Origin of the sequence: Nocardioides sp. (assembly GCF_036401255.1) — a bacterium.
Classification (GTDB): domain Bacteria; phylum Actinomycetota; class Actinomycetes; order Propionibacteriales; family Nocardioidaceae; genus Nocardioides.
Map to the genome: position 1 here is coordinate 1 of NZ_DASWVI010000287.1, position 16,217 is coordinate 16,217.

15 protein-coding genes are annotated in these 16,217 nt (G+C 71.8%); 3 read left to right on the forward strand and 12 right to left on the reverse strand.

The features are described from left to right. The 6 genes from VGD85_RS13500 to VGD85_RS13525 all read right to left on the reverse strand — a co-directional run. The coding region (locus VGD85_RS13500; protein WP_331063957.1) for a hypothetical protein at positions 1-846 on the reverse strand (846 nt) is incomplete at its 3' end. A 214-nt stretch (positions 847-1,060) separates the two neighbouring features. Then, positions 1,061-1,768 carry a SprT-like domain-containing protein gene (locus VGD85_RS13505; RefSeq protein WP_331063958.1) on the reverse strand — a complete coding sequence of 236 codons (708 nt, stop codon included), beginning with the start codon at positions 1,766-1,768 and terminating at the stop codon, positions 1,061-1,063. Positions 1,769-1,855: 87 nt separating this feature from the next. Further along, the gene (locus VGD85_RS13510; protein ID WP_331063959.1) at positions 1,856-2,254 is read right to left on the reverse strand and encodes a type II toxin-antitoxin system VapC family toxin; all 399 of its coding nucleotides are present in this window, start codon (positions 2,252-2,254) and stop codon (positions 1,856-1,858) included. Continuing rightward, positions 2,251-2,511, reverse strand: a complete 261-nt coding sequence (locus VGD85_RS13515) for a type II toxin-antitoxin system prevent-host-death family antitoxin (protein WP_331063960.1) — start codon at positions 2,509-2,511, stop codon at positions 2,251-2,253. Before VGD85_RS13515 ends, VGD85_RS13510 begins: the two co-directional genes overlap by 4 nt. Before the next feature lie 30 nt (positions 2,512-2,541). Beyond that, positions 2,542-2,802, reverse strand: coding sequence for a hypothetical protein (locus VGD85_RS13520; RefSeq protein ID WP_331063961.1), 261 nt, complete (start codon positions 2,800-2,802; stop codon positions 2,542-2,544). A 42-nt stretch (positions 2,803-2,844) separates the two neighbouring features. After that, a complete protein-coding gene (locus VGD85_RS13525; protein ID WP_331063962.1) occupies positions 2,845-4,047 on the reverse strand; it encodes a cysteine desulfurase-like protein in 1,203 nt (400 codons plus the stop codon). A gap of 56 nt (positions 4,048-4,103) precedes the next feature. On the opposite strand from VGD85_RS13525, the gene VGD85_RS13530 reads away from it, so the two are divergent. Then, positions 4,104-5,138, forward strand: coding sequence for a hypothetical protein (locus VGD85_RS13530; protein ID WP_331063963.1), 1,035 nt, complete (start codon positions 4,104-4,106; stop codon positions 5,136-5,138). Positions 5,139-5,146: 8 nt separating this feature from the next. On the opposite strand, the gene VGD85_RS13535 is transcribed toward VGD85_RS13530, so the two are convergent. Beyond that, positions 5,147-5,380 (reverse strand): 4-oxalocrotonate tautomerase family protein, encoded by a 234-nt coding sequence (locus VGD85_RS13535; protein ID WP_331063964.1) that lies wholly within the window; start codon positions 5,378-5,380, stop codon positions 5,147-5,149. A 1-nt stretch (position 5,381) separates the two neighbouring features. Beyond that, positions 5,382-6,125, reverse strand: coding sequence for an SDR family oxidoreductase (locus VGD85_RS13540; protein WP_331063965.1), 744 nt, complete (start codon positions 6,123-6,125; stop codon positions 5,382-5,384). A 101-nt stretch (positions 6,126-6,226) separates the two neighbouring features. Between VGD85_RS13540 and VGD85_RS13545 the strand changes: the two genes are divergently transcribed. Next, positions 6,227-7,081 carry a helix-turn-helix transcriptional regulator gene (locus tag VGD85_RS13545; RefSeq protein WP_331063966.1) on the forward strand — a complete coding sequence of 285 codons (855 nt, stop codon included), beginning with the start codon at positions 6,227-6,229 and terminating at the stop codon, positions 7,079-7,081. A gap of 61 nt (positions 7,082-7,142) precedes the next feature. Here the strand turns inward: VGD85_RS13545 and VGD85_RS13550 are convergent, their stop codons facing one another. The 3 genes from VGD85_RS13550 to VGD85_RS13560 all read right to left on the reverse strand — a co-directional run bounded on the left by VGD85_RS13550 (position 7,143) and on the right by VGD85_RS13560 (position 13,207). Next, on the reverse strand, positions 7,143-8,360 hold the full coding sequence (locus tag VGD85_RS13550; RefSeq protein WP_331063967.1) for an McrC family protein: 1,218 nt from the start codon (positions 8,358-8,360) through the stop codon (positions 7,143-7,145). Continuing rightward, positions 8,360-11,158 (reverse strand): McrB family protein, encoded by a 2,799-nt coding sequence (locus VGD85_RS13555; protein WP_331063968.1) that lies wholly within the window; start codon positions 11,156-11,158, stop codon positions 8,360-8,362. Before VGD85_RS13555 ends, VGD85_RS13550 begins: the two co-directional genes overlap by 1 nt. 84 nt (positions 11,159-11,242) lie before the next feature. Further along, a complete protein-coding gene (locus tag VGD85_RS13560) occupies positions 11,243-13,207 on the reverse strand; it encodes a fibronectin type III domain-containing protein (RefSeq protein ID WP_331063969.1) in 1,965 nt (654 codons plus the stop codon). Between the two features lie 166 nt (positions 13,208-13,373). Between VGD85_RS13560 and VGD85_RS13565 the strand changes: the two genes are divergently transcribed. Continuing rightward, the gene (locus VGD85_RS13565; protein ID WP_331063970.1) at positions 13,374-14,021 is read left to right on the forward strand and encodes a hypothetical protein; all 648 of its coding nucleotides are present in this window, start codon (positions 13,374-13,376) and stop codon (positions 14,019-14,021) included. Between the two features lie 13 nt (positions 14,022-14,034). On the opposite strand, the gene VGD85_RS13570 is transcribed toward VGD85_RS13565, so the two are convergent. Beyond that, positions 14,035-16,131: a nuclease-related domain-containing DEAD/DEAH box helicase gene (locus tag VGD85_RS13570; protein ID WP_331063971.1), complete on the reverse strand. Its 2,097-nt coding sequence runs from the start codon at positions 16,129-16,131 to the stop codon at positions 14,035-14,037. Positions 16,132-16,217: the final 86 nt, after the last annotated feature.

Here is a 16,217-nt window from a genome sequence, read left to right on the forward strand (position 1 = left end):
CTGCAGCACGGCCGGGTCGACCCGGCCGTCGTCGATCCCGTCGACCAGCGCCTTGATCCAGGCGCCGCGACTGCGGTCGCCGGCGACCTCGACGGCGGTCTGCCGGTCCACGGGCACCGGCCGGGTGTCGAACATCAGCGCGGCGTCGGTGCCGCTCGGGACCAGGCGCCCGATCAGCCACCCGCCTGCGTCGGCGTGGACGTGGGCGCCGAGGTCGAGGAGATCGATCGAGTCGTCCGTGGCCAGGTCCCGCACCGCCAGCCGCCCCGGCGCGGCCGACTCGAGCCGGTAGCCACCCATGCCGGCGCCGGTCCAGGATCGGGCCAGGCCGCCCTCCTCGGCCAGGCGCCCCGTCGCCAGCGTGTCGAGGAAGCTCTCGAGGCCGCCGAGCTCGTAGGTGCAGACCTGGTGGTAGACCCAGCTCTCGCCCAGGACCTGCGCGGTCACGCGCACCGGATCTCCTCCGGTCTCGTAGGCGTGGACGAGGTCGTCCCCGTGGAACATCCTGATCGTGTAGTCGAGCGCGGCGCGCGCGATGGCCCCGGACTCGGTGCCGTGGTCCTCCGCGCGGGTGCACTGGTAGGCCGCCCAGCGCGCCCACAGCCACGGCGTCATCTCCTCGGCGAGCCCGACGAGCTGCTCGAGCACGACCCGATGGCTGCTGCGACGGAACATCGGGACGCCCTGGTGGTACTCCAGGGCCGAGGCCGCGTCGCCCGCACGCTCGGCGGCGAACGAGCTCTCGGCGAAGGCGTAGTAGTCGCGGGTCATCAGGTCGCTGACCCGGCGGCCACGGCGGAAGCCGGGACCGGTGGCAGAGGTGGGACGGGAGGCCGAGAACGTCATGCCTCCAGGCAACGCCTCGATCCCGGGTGCGGCAAGACCGGTCCGCGGCACCTGTGGACAACCGCGGGGGTGGTCGGACCGGTGGCGCTGTGGTGTCCACGCACCTGACGTATCGGTTCCGCAGACGCCGGCTCGAGGACAGATACGTCTGGTGCGTGCGAGGGCAGCAAGCCGGCCACACCACCCGAGGAGTGGCCGCCGGTGGTGCGGGCGCTCAGGCCGGTCGCGCCAGCGCGAACGGCACGGTGAGCACGGACCTGCCGACCTGCAGGTGATAGCGGGTGCGCCCGCGCTTGACCAGCGTGCCGGTGAGGCCGTCGTACTTGCTGCCGGGCGAGGAGATGCGCAGCCGGTCGCCGGGCCGGACCGGGAGCTCGAAGAGCGCCGGCTCCGCCGCTGACTCCGAGTCCAGTTCGGCGTCCCGCGCCAACGCGCGGGCCAGCTGGGCACGGTAGGACGCCGTCATCGGAGCGGGCTCGCCGCGATAGGTCCAGGTGATCAGGTGGTCGACGGAGAACCTCGGCGAGCACTCCGCGCACGACCCCGGCCGCGAGGGCCGGCGGTGGCGGGTGATCCGGTGGCCGGCCGAGCAGGTGCCGACCCAGTCACCGGCCACGGTCGGCAGGCTGGGGTCGGTGCAGCGCTCGCCGCTGCAGCCGATGCGCAGCGCGGTCGCCCGCCACACCGCGTCGTGCGCGTGGCGCGCGCCGACCAGCGCGTGGGCGATCTCGTGGAGGATCGTGTCGCGCACGTCGGCCTCGGCGTGCAGCACGGTCAGGGGCGCGCTCAGCCCGATCTGGCGGACGTGGTGGCGGCAGACCCCGGCGCGCTGCTTGGCGCGGTCGAGGACCAGCGTCCAGTCGGTCAGCCCGTGCTCGTCGAGCAGCTCGCGCCCGAGCCGGCGCGCCGCCTCCAGATCCATGCCACTCTCCTCGTCCTGCACGGGTGGTCCGACCCGTCGCCGAAGACCCTAGAGCGCAGCGCCGACAGCGGCCGGCACCCGGGCCGGTCACACCCGCACGACCTGGAGCAGCCCCAGCTCGGCGAGCACGTCGAAGTCGTCGTCCTGGGTGACGACCGGCAGGTCGCGCGAGACCGCGACGCTCGCGATCCAGAGGTCGTTGAGCCCGATCCTGCGTCCCGCCTCGTGGAGGACGACCCGCAGCCGCGCCCAGGTCGCCGCGGCGGGCGCGTCGATCGGCAGCGGCACGATCGAGGCCGCGCGCTGGGCGGTGCGCAGTCGCTTCGCCCGGATCTCGGTCGTCGGCGCGGCGAGGACCCCGGCCTCCAGCTCCGCGAGCGTGACGACGCAGACCAGGCTCTCGTCCGGCAGCCGGTCGACCGCGAGCTCGCGGCCGCTCTCGGAGGCGATGAAGACGCTCGTGTCCAGCAGCCCGGCGGCCGTCACGTCAGCGGGCCGAGGTCGTCGGTCGACTCACCGGCCAGGACCCGGAGGTCGGCTCGCAGCCCGGCGTCGGCCTGCTCCGATGTCAGCCAGGCGGCGAGCTCGGCCCGCCGCCAGGAGCGCGGCCGGGCGTCACCCGGCGGGTGCAGCTCGGCCACCACCTCGCCGCGGACGGTCACCGCCACCACCCCGCCCTCGCCGACCCGGCGCAGCACGTCGGCGGTGTGGTTGCGCAGGTCACGGCTGGCCACGGCGTCCATGTGGCAGATCGTAGCACTTTGCGCACACCTTCACTCCGGAGCGCGTCGCCCGCGCGGCTCGACGACGCGCTGGCCGTTGCGGGCGCGGGCGGCCGGCGAGTCCCGGCGGCGTCGGATGCGGCGCTTGCGATGTCGGTCGATCGCGACCTGGTAGGCCAGCGGCGGCTCGTCGTACGCCTCACCTGGACGCAGCACCTCGGTGGTCACGCGGTTGTCGGAGACCGTGATCGCGAACAGCTCGCGGGTGTCGCGCCGGCCGAGCACGGCTGGTACGACTTCATGACCAGGCACGCTGATCACTCGCCGGCACTGGTCGAGGCATAGCGGAGAGCGTCAGCGCGCGATCGCACCAACCCCGGCGAGCAGCCGGTCGACGTCGTCGGCGTTGGTGTACGGCGCCAGGCCGGCCCGCACCGCGCCCTCGTCCCCGAGGCCCAGCCACCGGGACGCCTCGATCGCGTAGAAGTGGCTGGCGGGGGCGTTCACGCCCAGGCCCGCCAGGTGCGCGGAGACCTCGCCGCTCGCCCGCCCGGCGACGGAGAAGTACGCCGTGGGTGTCCGGCGGGCCGGGTCGCCGTACAACCGCACTCCTGCGATCGAGCGCAGTCCGTCGAGCAGGCGCGCGAACAGCCGCTCCTCGTGCTCCTCGACGGCGCTCATCGACTCCAGCACCCGGGTCCGCCGGTCGGAGGCGCCGGAGGCGAGGCCGGCCAGGTGGTCGATCGCCGCGGTGGTGCCCGCGAGCAGCTCGTAGGGCAGCGTGCCGAGCTCGAAGCGCTCGGGCACCCGGTCGCTCGAGGGCAGCAGCTTGTCGGGCTGCAGCCGCTCGAGCAGCTCCGGCGCGGCCGCGAGCACGCCGTGGTGCGGCCCGAGGAACTTGTACGGCGAGCACGCGAAGAAGTCGCCCCCCAGGGCCGCGACGTCCACCGGCGCGTGCGGGGTCAGGTGCACGCCGTCGACGTACACGAGCGCCCCGGCGTCGTGGGCGGCCGCGGCGATCGCGGCGACGTCGGGGCGGGTGCCGAGGACGTTCGATGCCGCGGTGACCGCGACCAGCCGGGTGCGCTCGGACAGCTCGGCGCGCACGTCGTCGACCGGCAGCTCGCCGCTCTCCCGGTCGAACCCGACCCACCGCACGGTCGCGCCGGCCCGCTGTGCCGCCTGCACCCACGGCCGGATGTTCGAGTCGTGGTCGAGCCGGGTCACCACGACCTCGTCACCGGCGCGCCAGTCCCGGGCGAGCACGCGCGAGACGTCGTACGTCGCCTGGGTCATCGATCGTGCGAACACGACCCCGTCCGCGTCGCAGCCCAGCAGGTCGGCGACCGCCCGCCGCGCACCGGCCACCACCTCCTCGGCCCGGCGCTCCGCGGCGGTGACCGTGCCACGATTGGCCAGCCCGGCGGTCATGGTCCGCGCGACCGCGTCGGCCACCTGCCGCGGGGTCTGGCTCCCGCCGGGGCCGTCGAAGTGCGCGACCCCCTCGGACAGCGCGGGGAAGTCCCGCCGGACCCGGTCGACGTCGAGGCTCACCACGCGCCCATCATCGCAACGGGCGTGACGGCGGCGGCAGGAGCGGGTACCGGGCCCCGGTGAGCACCACCACCGCCGTACGCCGGGCCCGCACGCGGGCACGCACCCATCCGCAGTACTTCCTCGCCCTCAAGGCCGCCCTGGCGGCGATGCTGGCGTGGCTCGTGGTGCAACCCTTCGGCGGCTTCGTGGCCGAGTACGCCTACTACCCACCGCTCGGCGCCCTGTCGGTCGTGTCCACGTCGGTGGTGCGCTCGGCGCGCAACGCGACCGAGGTCGTGGTCGCGATCCTGCTGGGCGCCGCTCTCGCACTGGCCGCGGAGGCGCTGCCGCTGCCGGAGCCGATCCCGCTCGGGCTGGCGATCGTCGCCGGCGTCCTGGTCGGCGCGTCCGGACTGGCGGGCGGCATGGGCAGCTGGGTCCCGCTGGCCGCGATGTTCGTGCTGGTGGCCGGTCGCGGCAACCCGATCGAGTACACCGCGGCGTACGGCGGGCTCACCGCGGTCGGCGCGCTGGTCGGTGTGGGCGTGTACGTCGTGTTCCCCCAACTGCCGCTGACCCCCGCGGTGCTCGCCCAGGACCGGCTGCGCGAGCAGCTCGCCGATCAGCTCGACGAGCTCGCCGAGGCGCTGGTGCAGGAGATCCTCGGGGAGAAGGACTGGAACGCGCTGCGCCGCTCCCTGGAACGCACCGCCCGCGACGCGGACGCCCTGATGGACGAGGCCCGCGACGCCCGCCGCGCGAACTGGAAGGCGGCCCGCTGGGCCGAGACCACCGACCACCACGACGCGCGGGCGCAGGCGCTGCAGCGGCTGACCGGCTGTGTCGACGAGGTGCTCGCCCTGGTGGCCAACCAGCAGGCCGAGATCCGCCGCGACGACACCACCGCCACCGAGCTGCGCGCCACGACCGCCGAGGCGCTGGAGCGCGTCGCCGCGCTGCTGCGCGACAACACCGAGCCCGACACCGCCCGCGCGGCGGTCGCGGATCTGCGCGAGAGCGTGGCCCGGGCCCAGGCCACCACCGGCGACCACCACTTCGCGGCGGCCGCGATCGTGCTCAACCTCGAGCACGCGGTGGCGGCCTGGACCTAGGTCCACGCTCAGCCGGTCAGCTCCGAACCGGTCAGCTCCGAACCGGTCAGCTCGGCGAGGGTGAGAACGTGGTCCCCGATCCCCCAGCCACCGTCGGGGACCTCGTCGACGAGGACCATCGTGGTGGCGCGGGCGTCCTCGCCGAAGGCGGCGACGTACATCTCGGTGATCGTGTGGATGAACTGCTGCTTCTGCGCGGCATCGACGAGCCCGGCGGGGACCTTCAGGTTGGCGAACGGCATCTCAGATGATCCCCCCGTTGGCGCGCAGCACCTGGCCGTTGACCCAGTGGCCGTCGGCGCCGACGAGGAACGCGACGGTGGCCGCGATGTCCTCGGCCGTGCCGAGCCGCTCGAGCGGCGGCAGCTTGGCGAGACTCGCGACCTGCTCCTCGGACTTGCCGTCGAGGAACAGGTCGGTCGCGGTCGGGCCGGGGGCGACCGTGTTGACGGTGACGTCGCGGCCGCGCAGCTCCTTGGCGAGGATCGGGGTGAGCGCCTCGACGGCGCCCTTGCTGGCGGCGTAGGCGCCGTACGTCGGGAGCGAGAGCGGCACGACCGTGGTCGAGAACAGCACGAGCGAGCCGGGCTCGCGCAGGCGGCGTACGGCCTGCCGGGCGACGGCGAACGTGCCGCGGACGTTGACGTCCAGGGTGCGGTCGAGGTCGTCGAGGTCGAGCTCGGCGACCGGCGCGAGCCGCATCTGACCGGCCGCGTGGACGACCGCGTCGACACCGCCGTACTCCCGCTCGGCGGTGTCGAACATCGCCCGTACGACGGCCTCGTCGGAGACGTCGCCGCCCGCGGTGACGGCCCGGCCGCCGCGCTCCTCGATCCGGGCGACGACCTTGTCGGCCTCGGTCTCGTTGGTGCTGTAGCCGACCACGACGGCGTACCCGTCCTCGGCCAGCCGGAGAGCGGTGGCGCGGCCGATGCCGCGCGAGCCGCCCGTGACGATCGCTACTCGGTCTGTTGTCCTGGTGTCCATGGCCTCGACGGTGCCGCGGCCGCGAGGGCTGAGGAAGCGGACGTTCTCCCTGGGGACGCCGACCCCAGGCTTTGCCGCCGGCGCCCGGGCAGACTGGACCCGTGGACCTCACCGAGCTCGGCGCGTTCTTGAAGTCGCGACGCGACCGGATCCGCCCGCAGGACGTCGGCCTGCCCGCGGGCCCGCGGCGCCGGGTCGCGGGACTGCGCCGCGACGAGGTCGCCGTGCTGGCGGGCGCGTCGGTCGACTACTACGTCGAGCTCGAGCAGGGCCGCGGCGCCCAGCCCAGCGAGCAGATGGTCGCCGCGCTCGCCCGGGCGCTGCGGCTCGATCGGGACGAGCGCGACCACCTCTACCACCTCGCCGGCCGCCCGCTCCCGACCGCGCACGGCGCCCACGCGCACGTGCACCCGGCGATGCTCGACCTGCTCGACCGTCTCGGCGACACCCCCGCGCGCGTGATCACCGACCTGCACGTGACGCTGGTGCAGAACCGGATGGCCCGCGCGCTGCTCGGTGAGCCGTCGGCCGCGAAGGGCGTCGAGGCGAGCTTCGTCCACGAGTGGTTCGTCGATTCCGCCACCCGGGCGCGCTACCCGGTCGACGAGCACGAGCGCACCGGCGCCTCGTTCGTCGCCGACCTCCGCGCGGTCCTCGGCCGCCGCGGCGACGACGCCACCGCGCGTGCGCTGGTCGATGACCTGCTCGCGCGCTCGGAGGAGTTCCGCGAGCTGTGGGAGCGCCAGGACGTCGCCGTACGCCGCCGCGACCGCAAGACCCTGATCCACCCCACCCTCGGCGAGCTCCCCGTCAACTGCCTGACGCTGGAGAGCGAGGACGCCACCCAGCGGCTGCTGTGGTTCACCCCCGTCCCCGGGACCCGCTCCGTGGAGCAGTTCGAGCTGCTGAGCACCATCGGCGACCAGGACCTCGAGCCGTCGCCCATCGGTAGTTGAGGAGCGAAGGCGCGCCAGCGCCTGAGCCTCGAAACCACCGCTTCGGACTCGCCGTCCTCCATCAGGCCGAGAGCTCTGAGCGCTCGCACAGCTCACGGACGTAGTCCGCCAGGTCAGCGATGCGGCGGTGGAGATCGTGGACGTCGCCCGACAGCGGCAGCTGGTAGCAGATCAGCTCCTTGTCGATGTTGCGCACGGTCACGACCTTCTCGCGCTGGTCGTCCGCCGAGCAGTACACGAGCAGCCCGGCGCGAGTCCCGAGCGACACGGCGTACGCGAGCATCTGGTAGTAGTCGGCGCTCCGGGCCAGGCTCCCCTCGACGAGCTTGTACTTGGTGTCGCCGACCAGCGCGACCTGCTGGCGCGTCGTGAAGACGAGATCGGGTCGGATCGGCACGCGCGCTCCACGCGCGAGGTAGGTGGCGTACTGCGCCTGGACCTCGACCCGGGGAGCCAGTCGTCGGGCGAGCTCCGAGGCGACCCATCGCTCGAAGACGACGTTCATGTCGACCAGGAACGCGTGCGCCGGCTGCTCACCCGGCCGGTGGCTGATGGCCGAGCTGCCGAGGACCAGCCGGGCCAGGCCCAACGCGACGGACAGGTGTTCGTTGAGCCGCGTGACGGCCGGCCAGCCGGCGAGGGCGTGCGCGGCCGGGATCGCCGCCACGCCGCTGAATCGCTCCACCAGTCGGCGAATCCGGCGCCGCGTGGCGAAGTCGATGGAGGGCCACCTCGTCATCTCGCGCAGTGATGCCAGGAGGATCCGGTTCTCGATCGTGTCGGCAGTGAAGTCGTCGAACCGGCACGGCGCGGGCGCCAGATCCCACGGACGCCGCGCGATCTCGTCGACGAGCAGGCGGCCCCGGATCACCGGCACTCGCTCTTCGCGCTGGCGGTACCCGTGCAGCATCCCGCGTGAGGTCGCTTCGTCGATGGACCGGACCACGAACGCCGCGACTCCCTCCACGAACTCAGATCGCGCCCAGGAGCCAAGCTCCTGCGCCCAGTCGACCGCCTCCGCGGCGCCCGCGAAGAGGGCGAATAGGTTCTGCATGGGCACCTTGGGGGCCACCTCGATCGTCAGGTCACCGACCCGCACCGATCCCACGAACGACGTGCTGCGCAGGAGGACGGAGCCTTCCTCAGGACCGGCGAGCACGGTGAACCGGCCCGCTGCCAGGCGCAGCAGCTGTCGTCGTTGCTCGTCGTCGACGCGCAGCGGCGCCGAGGTCGAGTACTCGGACAGCCGGCAGATGGTCCCGCCTTCCGACGACACCATCAGACCTCGGTCGCCTCACCGGGCTCGACCGGGCTGGACGATCCGACGGACGCGAAGTCCTTGACCAGGCGGTTCCAGTCGAACCAGGCGAGCTCGCCGCTGCGGCCGTACAGCTGGTCCTCGATCATCGGGTGGACGTTGTAGCGCCAGATCCGCTCGAGCCGCTGCGGCGTCAGGCCCTTCTTCATGAAGTGGCTGTGGCCGATCTGCAGGTGCGGCCCGCCGAGCAGTGCGATCAGACGCTCGTTCACCGCGTCGACGAGGTCGGCCACCCACAGCGGCTCGTTCTCGCGCTCGAGCCAACTGCGCAGGAGACCTTGCATCGGCCCCTCGTGCGGCATGAACGGGATGAAGTCGAACCGTCGACGCAGCGCCGCGTCCACCATCGCGATCGAGCGGTCCGCCGTGTTCATCGTGCCGATGATCCACAGGTTCTTCGGCAGCTCGAACGGCTCGTCGGGTCGATAGATCGTGCGGACCGTGTGGTTCCGGTACTCGAGGAGGAAGAGCAGCTCCCCGAGTGCTCGGGGCAGATTCGCCCGGTTGATCTCGTCGATGATCAGGAGGTGCGGGACGCTCGGCGAGGCCTCGGCCGCCTCGGCGATGAGCGCCAGTGGGCCCTTGCGGAGCTCGTACACCAGCTGCCCGTTCGCGTCCGTGACCGGGCGGTACCCCTCGAAGAAGTCCTCGTACGACGTGGACGGATGGAACTGCACGAGCGCTCGCCGGGAGGCGTCGGGCTGCACCGCACGGGCGAAGCGGTCCGCAAGGAACGTCTTGCCGGTCCCAGGCGGGCCGTAGAACACCACCTGGCCGCGCTCCTCGAGCAACTCGTAGATCTCACGCAGGAACTCGACCTCGACGAGCAGGTCGTCGGCCGCCTCCTTGAGCAGGTCGCGCTCGGGGTCGACCTGCTGCGCCTGCTGGCGGTCGAGCAGCCAGTAGCCGAACTGAGCCATCGCCCACGGGTCGCCTGGGAAGGCGGGCTCGAGGTTCCGGCGCAGGAGGTCGTTGGCCTCGACGTGCAGGGTGCCCACGGACTTGCCGGCCGAGCTCGGGAGCGGGATGCCGAGACGCTGCAGCATCGCGAGCTTCCCCATCTCGCCCTTCAGTGGGAACACGGGGAGGAACCGGTCGGGCTGACTGACCGCGAGGAGCTTGAAGGCCACCGACTCGCCGAGTCCGCGCATGCCGAGGTCGTTCCAGTCGAGGACTCGGTCCAGCCGCAGCTCCACCGGGTCGTCGCCCCACAGGAACTCTCGGAGCTTCGAGGAGAAGTCGGTGAGCCCGGTCCCGTCCAGTCCCGCCATCGAAGAGTTCAGCACCGACTGGGGGCCGGGGTTGCCGTACCGCTTGCCGTTGATCAGCTTGCGGAACATGTCAGTGTCGAGGACCTCGAGCCCATCCGGGGAGAGAGCAGAGGCCATCTCTTCGCGCTGTTTGCGGTTCAGCTCGTCGCGGTCCGTCGGGTACGGGCGCGACCTCTTGAACTCGGCGGCCAGCGCCGCGAGCTCGTCCGACAACGACGCCGTCGGCTCTTCACCGCTGCCGGCGAACGCCCGGAGAACGGGCGCGAGGTCAGCGGCAGCTGCACGCATCTCCCCGGCCAGGTCGCTCCTACCCAGGGCCTCGGTACCGGGCCACCACCGGCCGACGAAGACCTCGCCGTTCTCATAGTCCGCCACCGGCTGGAGACGGTCGCCGGTGTGGTGTGGTCGGAACGCGAAGAACGTCGCCCACTCCGGGATCTCGCCACGTGCCCGCTCGATGGCCGCGCGACCCGACTCGTGGTCACCCTGCTGCCAGCCTGCGTAGGCCCCGAACGCGACGCCAGAGCGGGTGACCCACAGCCGAAAGCCGGGCGCCCCCATGCCGCCGGGCATGCTCAGCATCGCGTAGGCGTCGGCTCGGTAGGGCTTGTCGCTGCTGAACGCCGTCCGCAGCTGCAGCTTCGCCAGCTCCAGGTCTAGGCGGGAGGCCGCTTCCAGCTCGGACAGCAGGGCTGCACCGGCCGTCTGGAGCGCTCCCCGCAGGTGGGCCGCCATCGCGTGGGCGTTGGTCTCCGTGTGCGGATCGGGATAGCCGCGTCCGAGCTCGAACTGCTCCATCAGCGCCGCGGCCTCGGAGCACAGCTCGGTCAGACCGTCCTCGAGTCCCGGGAACGCGCCGCGGTGCTGGTGCCACCACAGCAGGCGATCCAGCTCGTGGTAGTTCGCGGGGCAGGCCGCGGCTGCTAGTTCGCGGAAGGCTGGGTACGTCTCCCGCTGCGAGCGCGTCAAGGTCCACCCCAGCGCGATCAGCGCGTCGAACGCACTCGGCCACAAGCAGGGCCAGGTGGGATCGTCGGGATCCGTCGACCAGAACAATGAGACGACGAAGGGAATGCGCGCCTTCGCCGGATGGCCGTTGCGGGACAGCCCGGAGACGAACGACTCGAGGTCCGCCAGCTTCCGCTCCGCCTCCTCGACGCTGGTCGGTGTGTGCAGAGCGTCGGCCAGGACCGGCGCAGGGTCGAGACCGTCCTCGACCGCGTAGTTGACGACCTGGTTCATCCACATCAGGCCGAAGCCCTGGAACGCCGCGAACGGCCCCGGCCGCCGTGCCCAGGAGTCCAGCCCCCCCTTGAAGGCGGCGATGTCGCCGTTAGTGCGGAGGTCCTCCAGGATGGCCCGGAGCTCTCGGGCGCGGGCCGGCCGGAGGCGGTCTCGCTCCGCCCAGTCGGGCTGGACCTCCGGGTCGGCCGCAGCCGCCGCACGGAGGAGGTCGATCTTCTTGGCTCGGTGCTCGATCAGCTCCATGGCGCTCCTTCGTTCGCTTGCGCACGTACCACGCACCACACAGTGGCATGCCTCGTACGCGCCGCCGAGGAGCCGGGAGGACGCCTACCGCACCCGGATGGCCGCCGCTGGGCTCGGCCGACTCGACCCGATCCCGTTGACGGCGATCACCCAGAACGTGTGCCGCCCCTTCGGCAGCGAGGAGAACACCACCCGGCGTACGCCGGGGCTAACGGTCCGCGACCGGCCCGCGCTCGTCATGACCCGGTAGCGCTTGATCGGGCTGCTGTTGTCGGCGGGAGCCGTCCACCGAACCACGACGGAGCGGCCCGCCTTCCGCGCCAGGCGCGGTCGGTCGACCCGGTCGGGCGCCCCGGCCGGCACGACGGTGTTGGACGGCGCCGACGGTGCGGAGTCTCCGGCGGCGTTGGTAGCGGTGACCGTGAGCGTGTACGCCGCGCCGTTGTCCAGCCCGAACACGCTCCACGAGGTCGACTCGGTGCCGATGCGGATCGTGCGCCCACCGGGCCGCACGGTGATGGTGTAGCCGCCGATCGGCGCACCCCCGTCCTCGGTCGGCGGGACCCACGACACCGTTGCGGCGTGGTTGCCCGGCACGGCCTTCAGCATCATCGGTGCGTCCGGCACCTCGGCGAAGACGACCGACACGGGGCTGGAGGGCGAGCTCGTGCCGATCCGCGTCGTGGTCGTCACCCGGAACGCGTACGGCCCGACCTCGTCGAGCCCGTCGACGAGCAGCGAGGTCTGGTCGCCGGGCACCTCGATCGTCCGGTCGCCGGGCGAGACCGTCACGGCGTACCCGAGCACCGGGGCCCCGTTGCCGTCGGCCGGGCTCCAGGTCACCAGTGCGGCTCGGTCCCGCCGCTCCGCGCTCACCTGACGGGGCAGGTCGGGCCAGCCGGCCGGTGTGACCGGGTCCGACGGCGCGGACGGCGCAGAGCGGCCGAACAGCGAGGTGGTGGCGGCGACCGTGAACGTGTACGCGGTGCCGTTGTCCAACCCGGAGATCCCGGCGACGGTGCGGTCGGCGGGCACGGTCACCGTGCGGCCGCCGGGGCTCGCGGTCACCACGTAGCCGGTCACCGGCAGCCCGTGCGCCTCCGACGGGGTCCAGGTCACGGTCGCCTCCTGGCTGCCGGGGACCACGGTGACTCCGGCCGGGGCGTCCGGGAGCTGGACGACCTTCCAGGCCACGGTCCGCTCCCTGAGGTTCCCCGCCCGGTCGCTCGCGCGGATCACGACCCGGTGCTCGCCGAGTGCCAGATCGTCGTACGTCACGGACCCTGCCGTGCACGGCTGGGCCGGCTGGTCGTCCAGCTGGCACTCGGCGGCGGCGTAGGTCCATTCCGACGACAGGGTGAACTCGATGGTCGCTGACCGGTCCAGGGTCGTGGAGGCGGGCGCGGCGGTGACGTCCACCTTGGGAGCCGTGGTGTCGACGTCCCAGTCGAAGTAGACGTTGTTGGTGTTGCCGTTCCCCGCTCGGTCCTTCACCCGCAGCAGCAGCCGGTGGGTGCCCTCGGCCAGGTTGGTGAACTCGACGCCGGTGTCCGTGCAGCTGGTCGTCCGGTAGTCGAGCTCGCAGGTCCAGGACCCGACCCCACTCAGGGCGTCAGCGAAGCGCCACGCGAACCTCGCGGTCGTCTCCTTGGTGATCCACTCCGGCTTGGCGGACACGTAGACGTTGGGCGGGGTGTGGTCCTCGACGAAGGCCTTGGTCGCCGTGGTCGTGTTGCCGGCGGCGTCGGTGGCGCGGATGTGCACCTCGTGCGGACCGTCGCTGGGCCGCGAGATGCTCCAGGGGCTGGTGCAGGCGACGTACGCCGCGCTGTCCAGCGCGCACTCGGTGCGCGTCACCCCGACGTCGTCGGTGGCGGTGAAGGTCGCCTGGGAGGTGTTGCGGCTGTAGTAGGGCAGCCCCACCGGGAACCCGATGGTGACCACCGGCGCCTGCGTGTCCACGGCCTCCGCCGCCGCGGGCGTCGCCAGCCCGGCCACCGCGACCATCAGCCCCATCAGACCGACGACCAGCGTCCTGACGTCCTGCACCCGCACGCGCTCTCCCGAGACTCGATCAGCTGTTGCCAGGTACAAGACGAGCCACCGTGCGTTTCATGTCGCGGTTGTGGGTGATGCCGCCCACAACGCGGCCGCGCAGGGCCTTCCTGTGCGAAGTTCTCCTGCGACGCGGCGGACGATGCGCTGGGATCGATCCGTGAGGATCGGTACCTGGAACCTGGCCGGGCGGTGGACGCCCGAACACGAACGCTTCGTAGTCGACCTGGACTGCGATGTCCTGCTGTTGACCGAGGTCAGCGAGCGGGTGTCGATCCCGGGCTACGGCCTCCACCTCGGCGCAGCCCTCATGGCGCGGCGTCGTCGCTGGGCGGGTGTCGCCAGCCGGCTCGCGATCTCCCCACTCCCGGACCCTCACCCAGCGAGCGCGATGGCGGTCGTGGACGGCTGGACGTTCTGCAGCGCGATCCTCCCGTGGAAGGGCGCCGGCTCCCGCAACATCTGGGCCGGCTCAGGCCATGCCGCGTGGACCGAGTCCTGCCTGTCCTGGCTCCTTCCTGCCCTGCCGACCGAGCGTCTGATCTGGGGCGGAGACTGGAACCATGCACTCAGCGGGCGGGAGTGGACTGGCAGCGTCGGCGGCCGAACGGCGCTCCTCGCCGCTCTCGAGAAGCTCAACCTGCACGTTCCGACAGCCAGCCTCGCCCATCGCATCGAAGGGCTGCTGTCGATCGACCACATCGCGATCCCGACGGACATGACCGTGACAGCAGCGTCCCGGGTCATCGGCTCCGCGGACGGGCGCCGACTCTCCGACCACGACGCCTACGTCGTCGACCTGCGGTGACGGACCTGGTCGATCAGCGCGTCGGGTTCGGTTCGAGGTAGCCCAGCCAGAGGCCGTCCCGCGCGCGGGTCATTCCAACGAAGAGCTCGCGCCGGTCACGTTCGACGCGCTCCTGATAGGCGTCCTCCGACTCCCCTGCCCACGGACCGCCAGATCCGACCGTGAGATTGGGCAGCAGGACGTACTTGAACTCGAGCCCCTTGGCGCGCTTGAACGTGCCGATCTTCAGGCGGTTCGTGGTCATGCCGTCGTAATCGAGGAGATCCACCCAATCGAGTCCTGCCGTGGTCAAGATGCGGCCCAGACGGTCAACGTCGCGACGCGTTCTGGCCAAGACCGCCATGTCGCCCAAGGGAACGCGCAGGCGCTCTTGCGTCGCACGGATCTGCGCGATCATCGCCCCTTCGAGCCGAGACCTCGACGGGCTGCGCACGATGAGCGGCGGTGGGCCGTGCCTCGACGCGGTCGTCTCGCGCTGCCCCTGCCGGATCTCTCCGTCGAGGTCGTCGAAGCCGTCCGAGGCGACCAGCATGGCGGCCGCGTCGAGGATCTCAGCGGTGTTCCGATAGTTCACCCTCAGCACGTTCGCGCGCCCGGCAACCGAGATCCCCGCCTCATTGAGGCGAAACCCTCCTGGGTAGACGTTCTGCTGACCGTCGCCGATGAGGAGCAGCCCGTCGGGTCCATCGCCGGCAATGGCGTGCAGGAGTTCGAGACCCACGAGAGGGAGGTCCTGCACCTCATCCACGATGACCGCGCCGTAGGGAGCCAGAGACGGATCCCGTCTGACGAGATCGCGCGCAACGAGGAGCAGATCGTTGAAGTCCCACACCCCACGGTCGTGCAGCCGGCGCTCGTACTCGACGTAGAGCTCCCACATGGCCGCTCGATGTTCGGCGCGCATCGGAGTACGCCGCCCGACTCGCGCCAGGGCGGCATAGTCCGCGAACTCGCGCAGCCCCCGTCCCTTGATGACGTAGTCGATCTCCTCGCGCCAGTAGCTCGCCCGCTCGTTGAGCCTGGCCAGCACCGTCTCGCGCCCCACCGTCGCCCAGGCGTCGTCGTACGCCTGGCCGATGCGCCGACCGTCGACGCGTGAGCGCACACCCGCGCGCTCGCAGATCGTCCCAGCGAGCTGGTGCAGCCCGCTGAAGTCCACCTCGCCCTCGACCTGCGGCGCGAGTCGCTGGCACAGGCGCGACAGCACGACGGGCAGCGTCCGGACGAAGGTCACGACGAGGACCCTCATGCCTGTGCGCTCAGCCAGATGAACCGCACGATGGAGCCCGACGACCGTCTTGCCCGTGCCCGCTGGGCCGCGCAGGCGAGCGGGACCGCTCCACGAGGTGTGGACGAGGCGTAGCTGATCGGGGTGCAGCACCGTCATCCACTCTTCGATGGGACCGGCGAGGTGCCGCTCGAGGATCGCCGAAGCCAGCTCGTCGACGTCGAACAGAGCGTCGTCGCTCGTCACTGCTCGCGGCACGACGACGTGCACCGGAGCTGCAGCAATCGGCGCGTCCCGCTCGACGCCGTAGGCAGGGAAGTCGGCCGCGAGGACCGCAGCGACCTCCTGGACCTGACTGTCATCGAAGCGGTGTCCAAGCCGCGTCACCCAGCTGGCCACGTTCTCCTCGCCGACCAGGCTGACCCGCTGTGCGCGTGCATCCAGGCGTTGGCCGTAGAAGACAAGCGCCGGGTGCACGGCCGCCGCGGTGATCCCCAGAGCGGCGACCGAGTCCTGCACTCGGTCGACCAGACCGAGCAGCTTGTGAGCCTCGTCGTCTCGACATTCGTCTTCGCAGAACAGGCTCCCGTGTCGGACCTCGAGTGCTCTCCATGCCTTCACGTCGACCACGACGATGCCGCCGGGTCCGACGAGCAGGAAGTCGACATTCGCCCGTTTGGAGCCAGCCCAGCGCCGGTCAGCGAAGACGGACCAGCCCAGTTCGCGCAGACCCTGCAGGCGAGCGCCCACAACGGCTTCACTGCGGCTGGCGATCTCGTACCGCGCGGCCTGCTGGCGCGCCTGTTGCGCCAAGCGCTCGTGTTCGCCTGCCTCGAGCAGGGAGCGCTGAGCCTCATAGTGCGCCGAAGCGCCAGCCGTCATGCTCCAACCCCCGAACGCGGTGCAACGTCTCGAGATACATCGGCACCTGAGGCCGGATTCTTGAGGTTCGCACCGGAGGGCGCCAG

Coding starts and splice junctions, on each gene's coding strand:
- VGD85_RS13550 (WP_331063967.1), bottom strand. CDS start 8,360: ATGGTGTCGTCGGAAGGCGGGACCATCTGCCGGCTGTCCGAGTACTCG.
- VGD85_RS13555 (WP_331063968.1), bottom strand. CDS start 11,158: ATGGAGCTGATCGAGCACCGAGCCAAGAAGATCGACCTCCTCCGTGCG.
- VGD85_RS13570 (WP_331063971.1), bottom strand. CDS start 16,131: ATGACGGCTGGCGCTTCGGCGCACTATGAGGCTCAGCGCTCCCTGCTC.
- VGD85_RS13505 (WP_331063958.1), bottom strand. CDS start 1,768: ATGGATCTGGAGGCGGCGCGCCGGCTCGGGCGCGAGCTGCTCGACGAG.
- VGD85_RS13515 (WP_331063960.1), bottom strand. CDS start 2,511: ATGGACGCCGTGGCCAGCCGTGACCTGCGCAACCACACCGCCGACGTG.
- VGD85_RS13540 (WP_331063965.1), bottom strand. CDS start 6,125: ATGGACACCAGGACAACAGACCGAGTAGCGATCGTCACGGGCGGCTCG.
- VGD85_RS13535 (WP_331063964.1), bottom strand. CDS start 5,380: ATGCCGTTCGCCAACCTGAAGGTCCCCGCCGGGCTCGTCGATGCCGCG.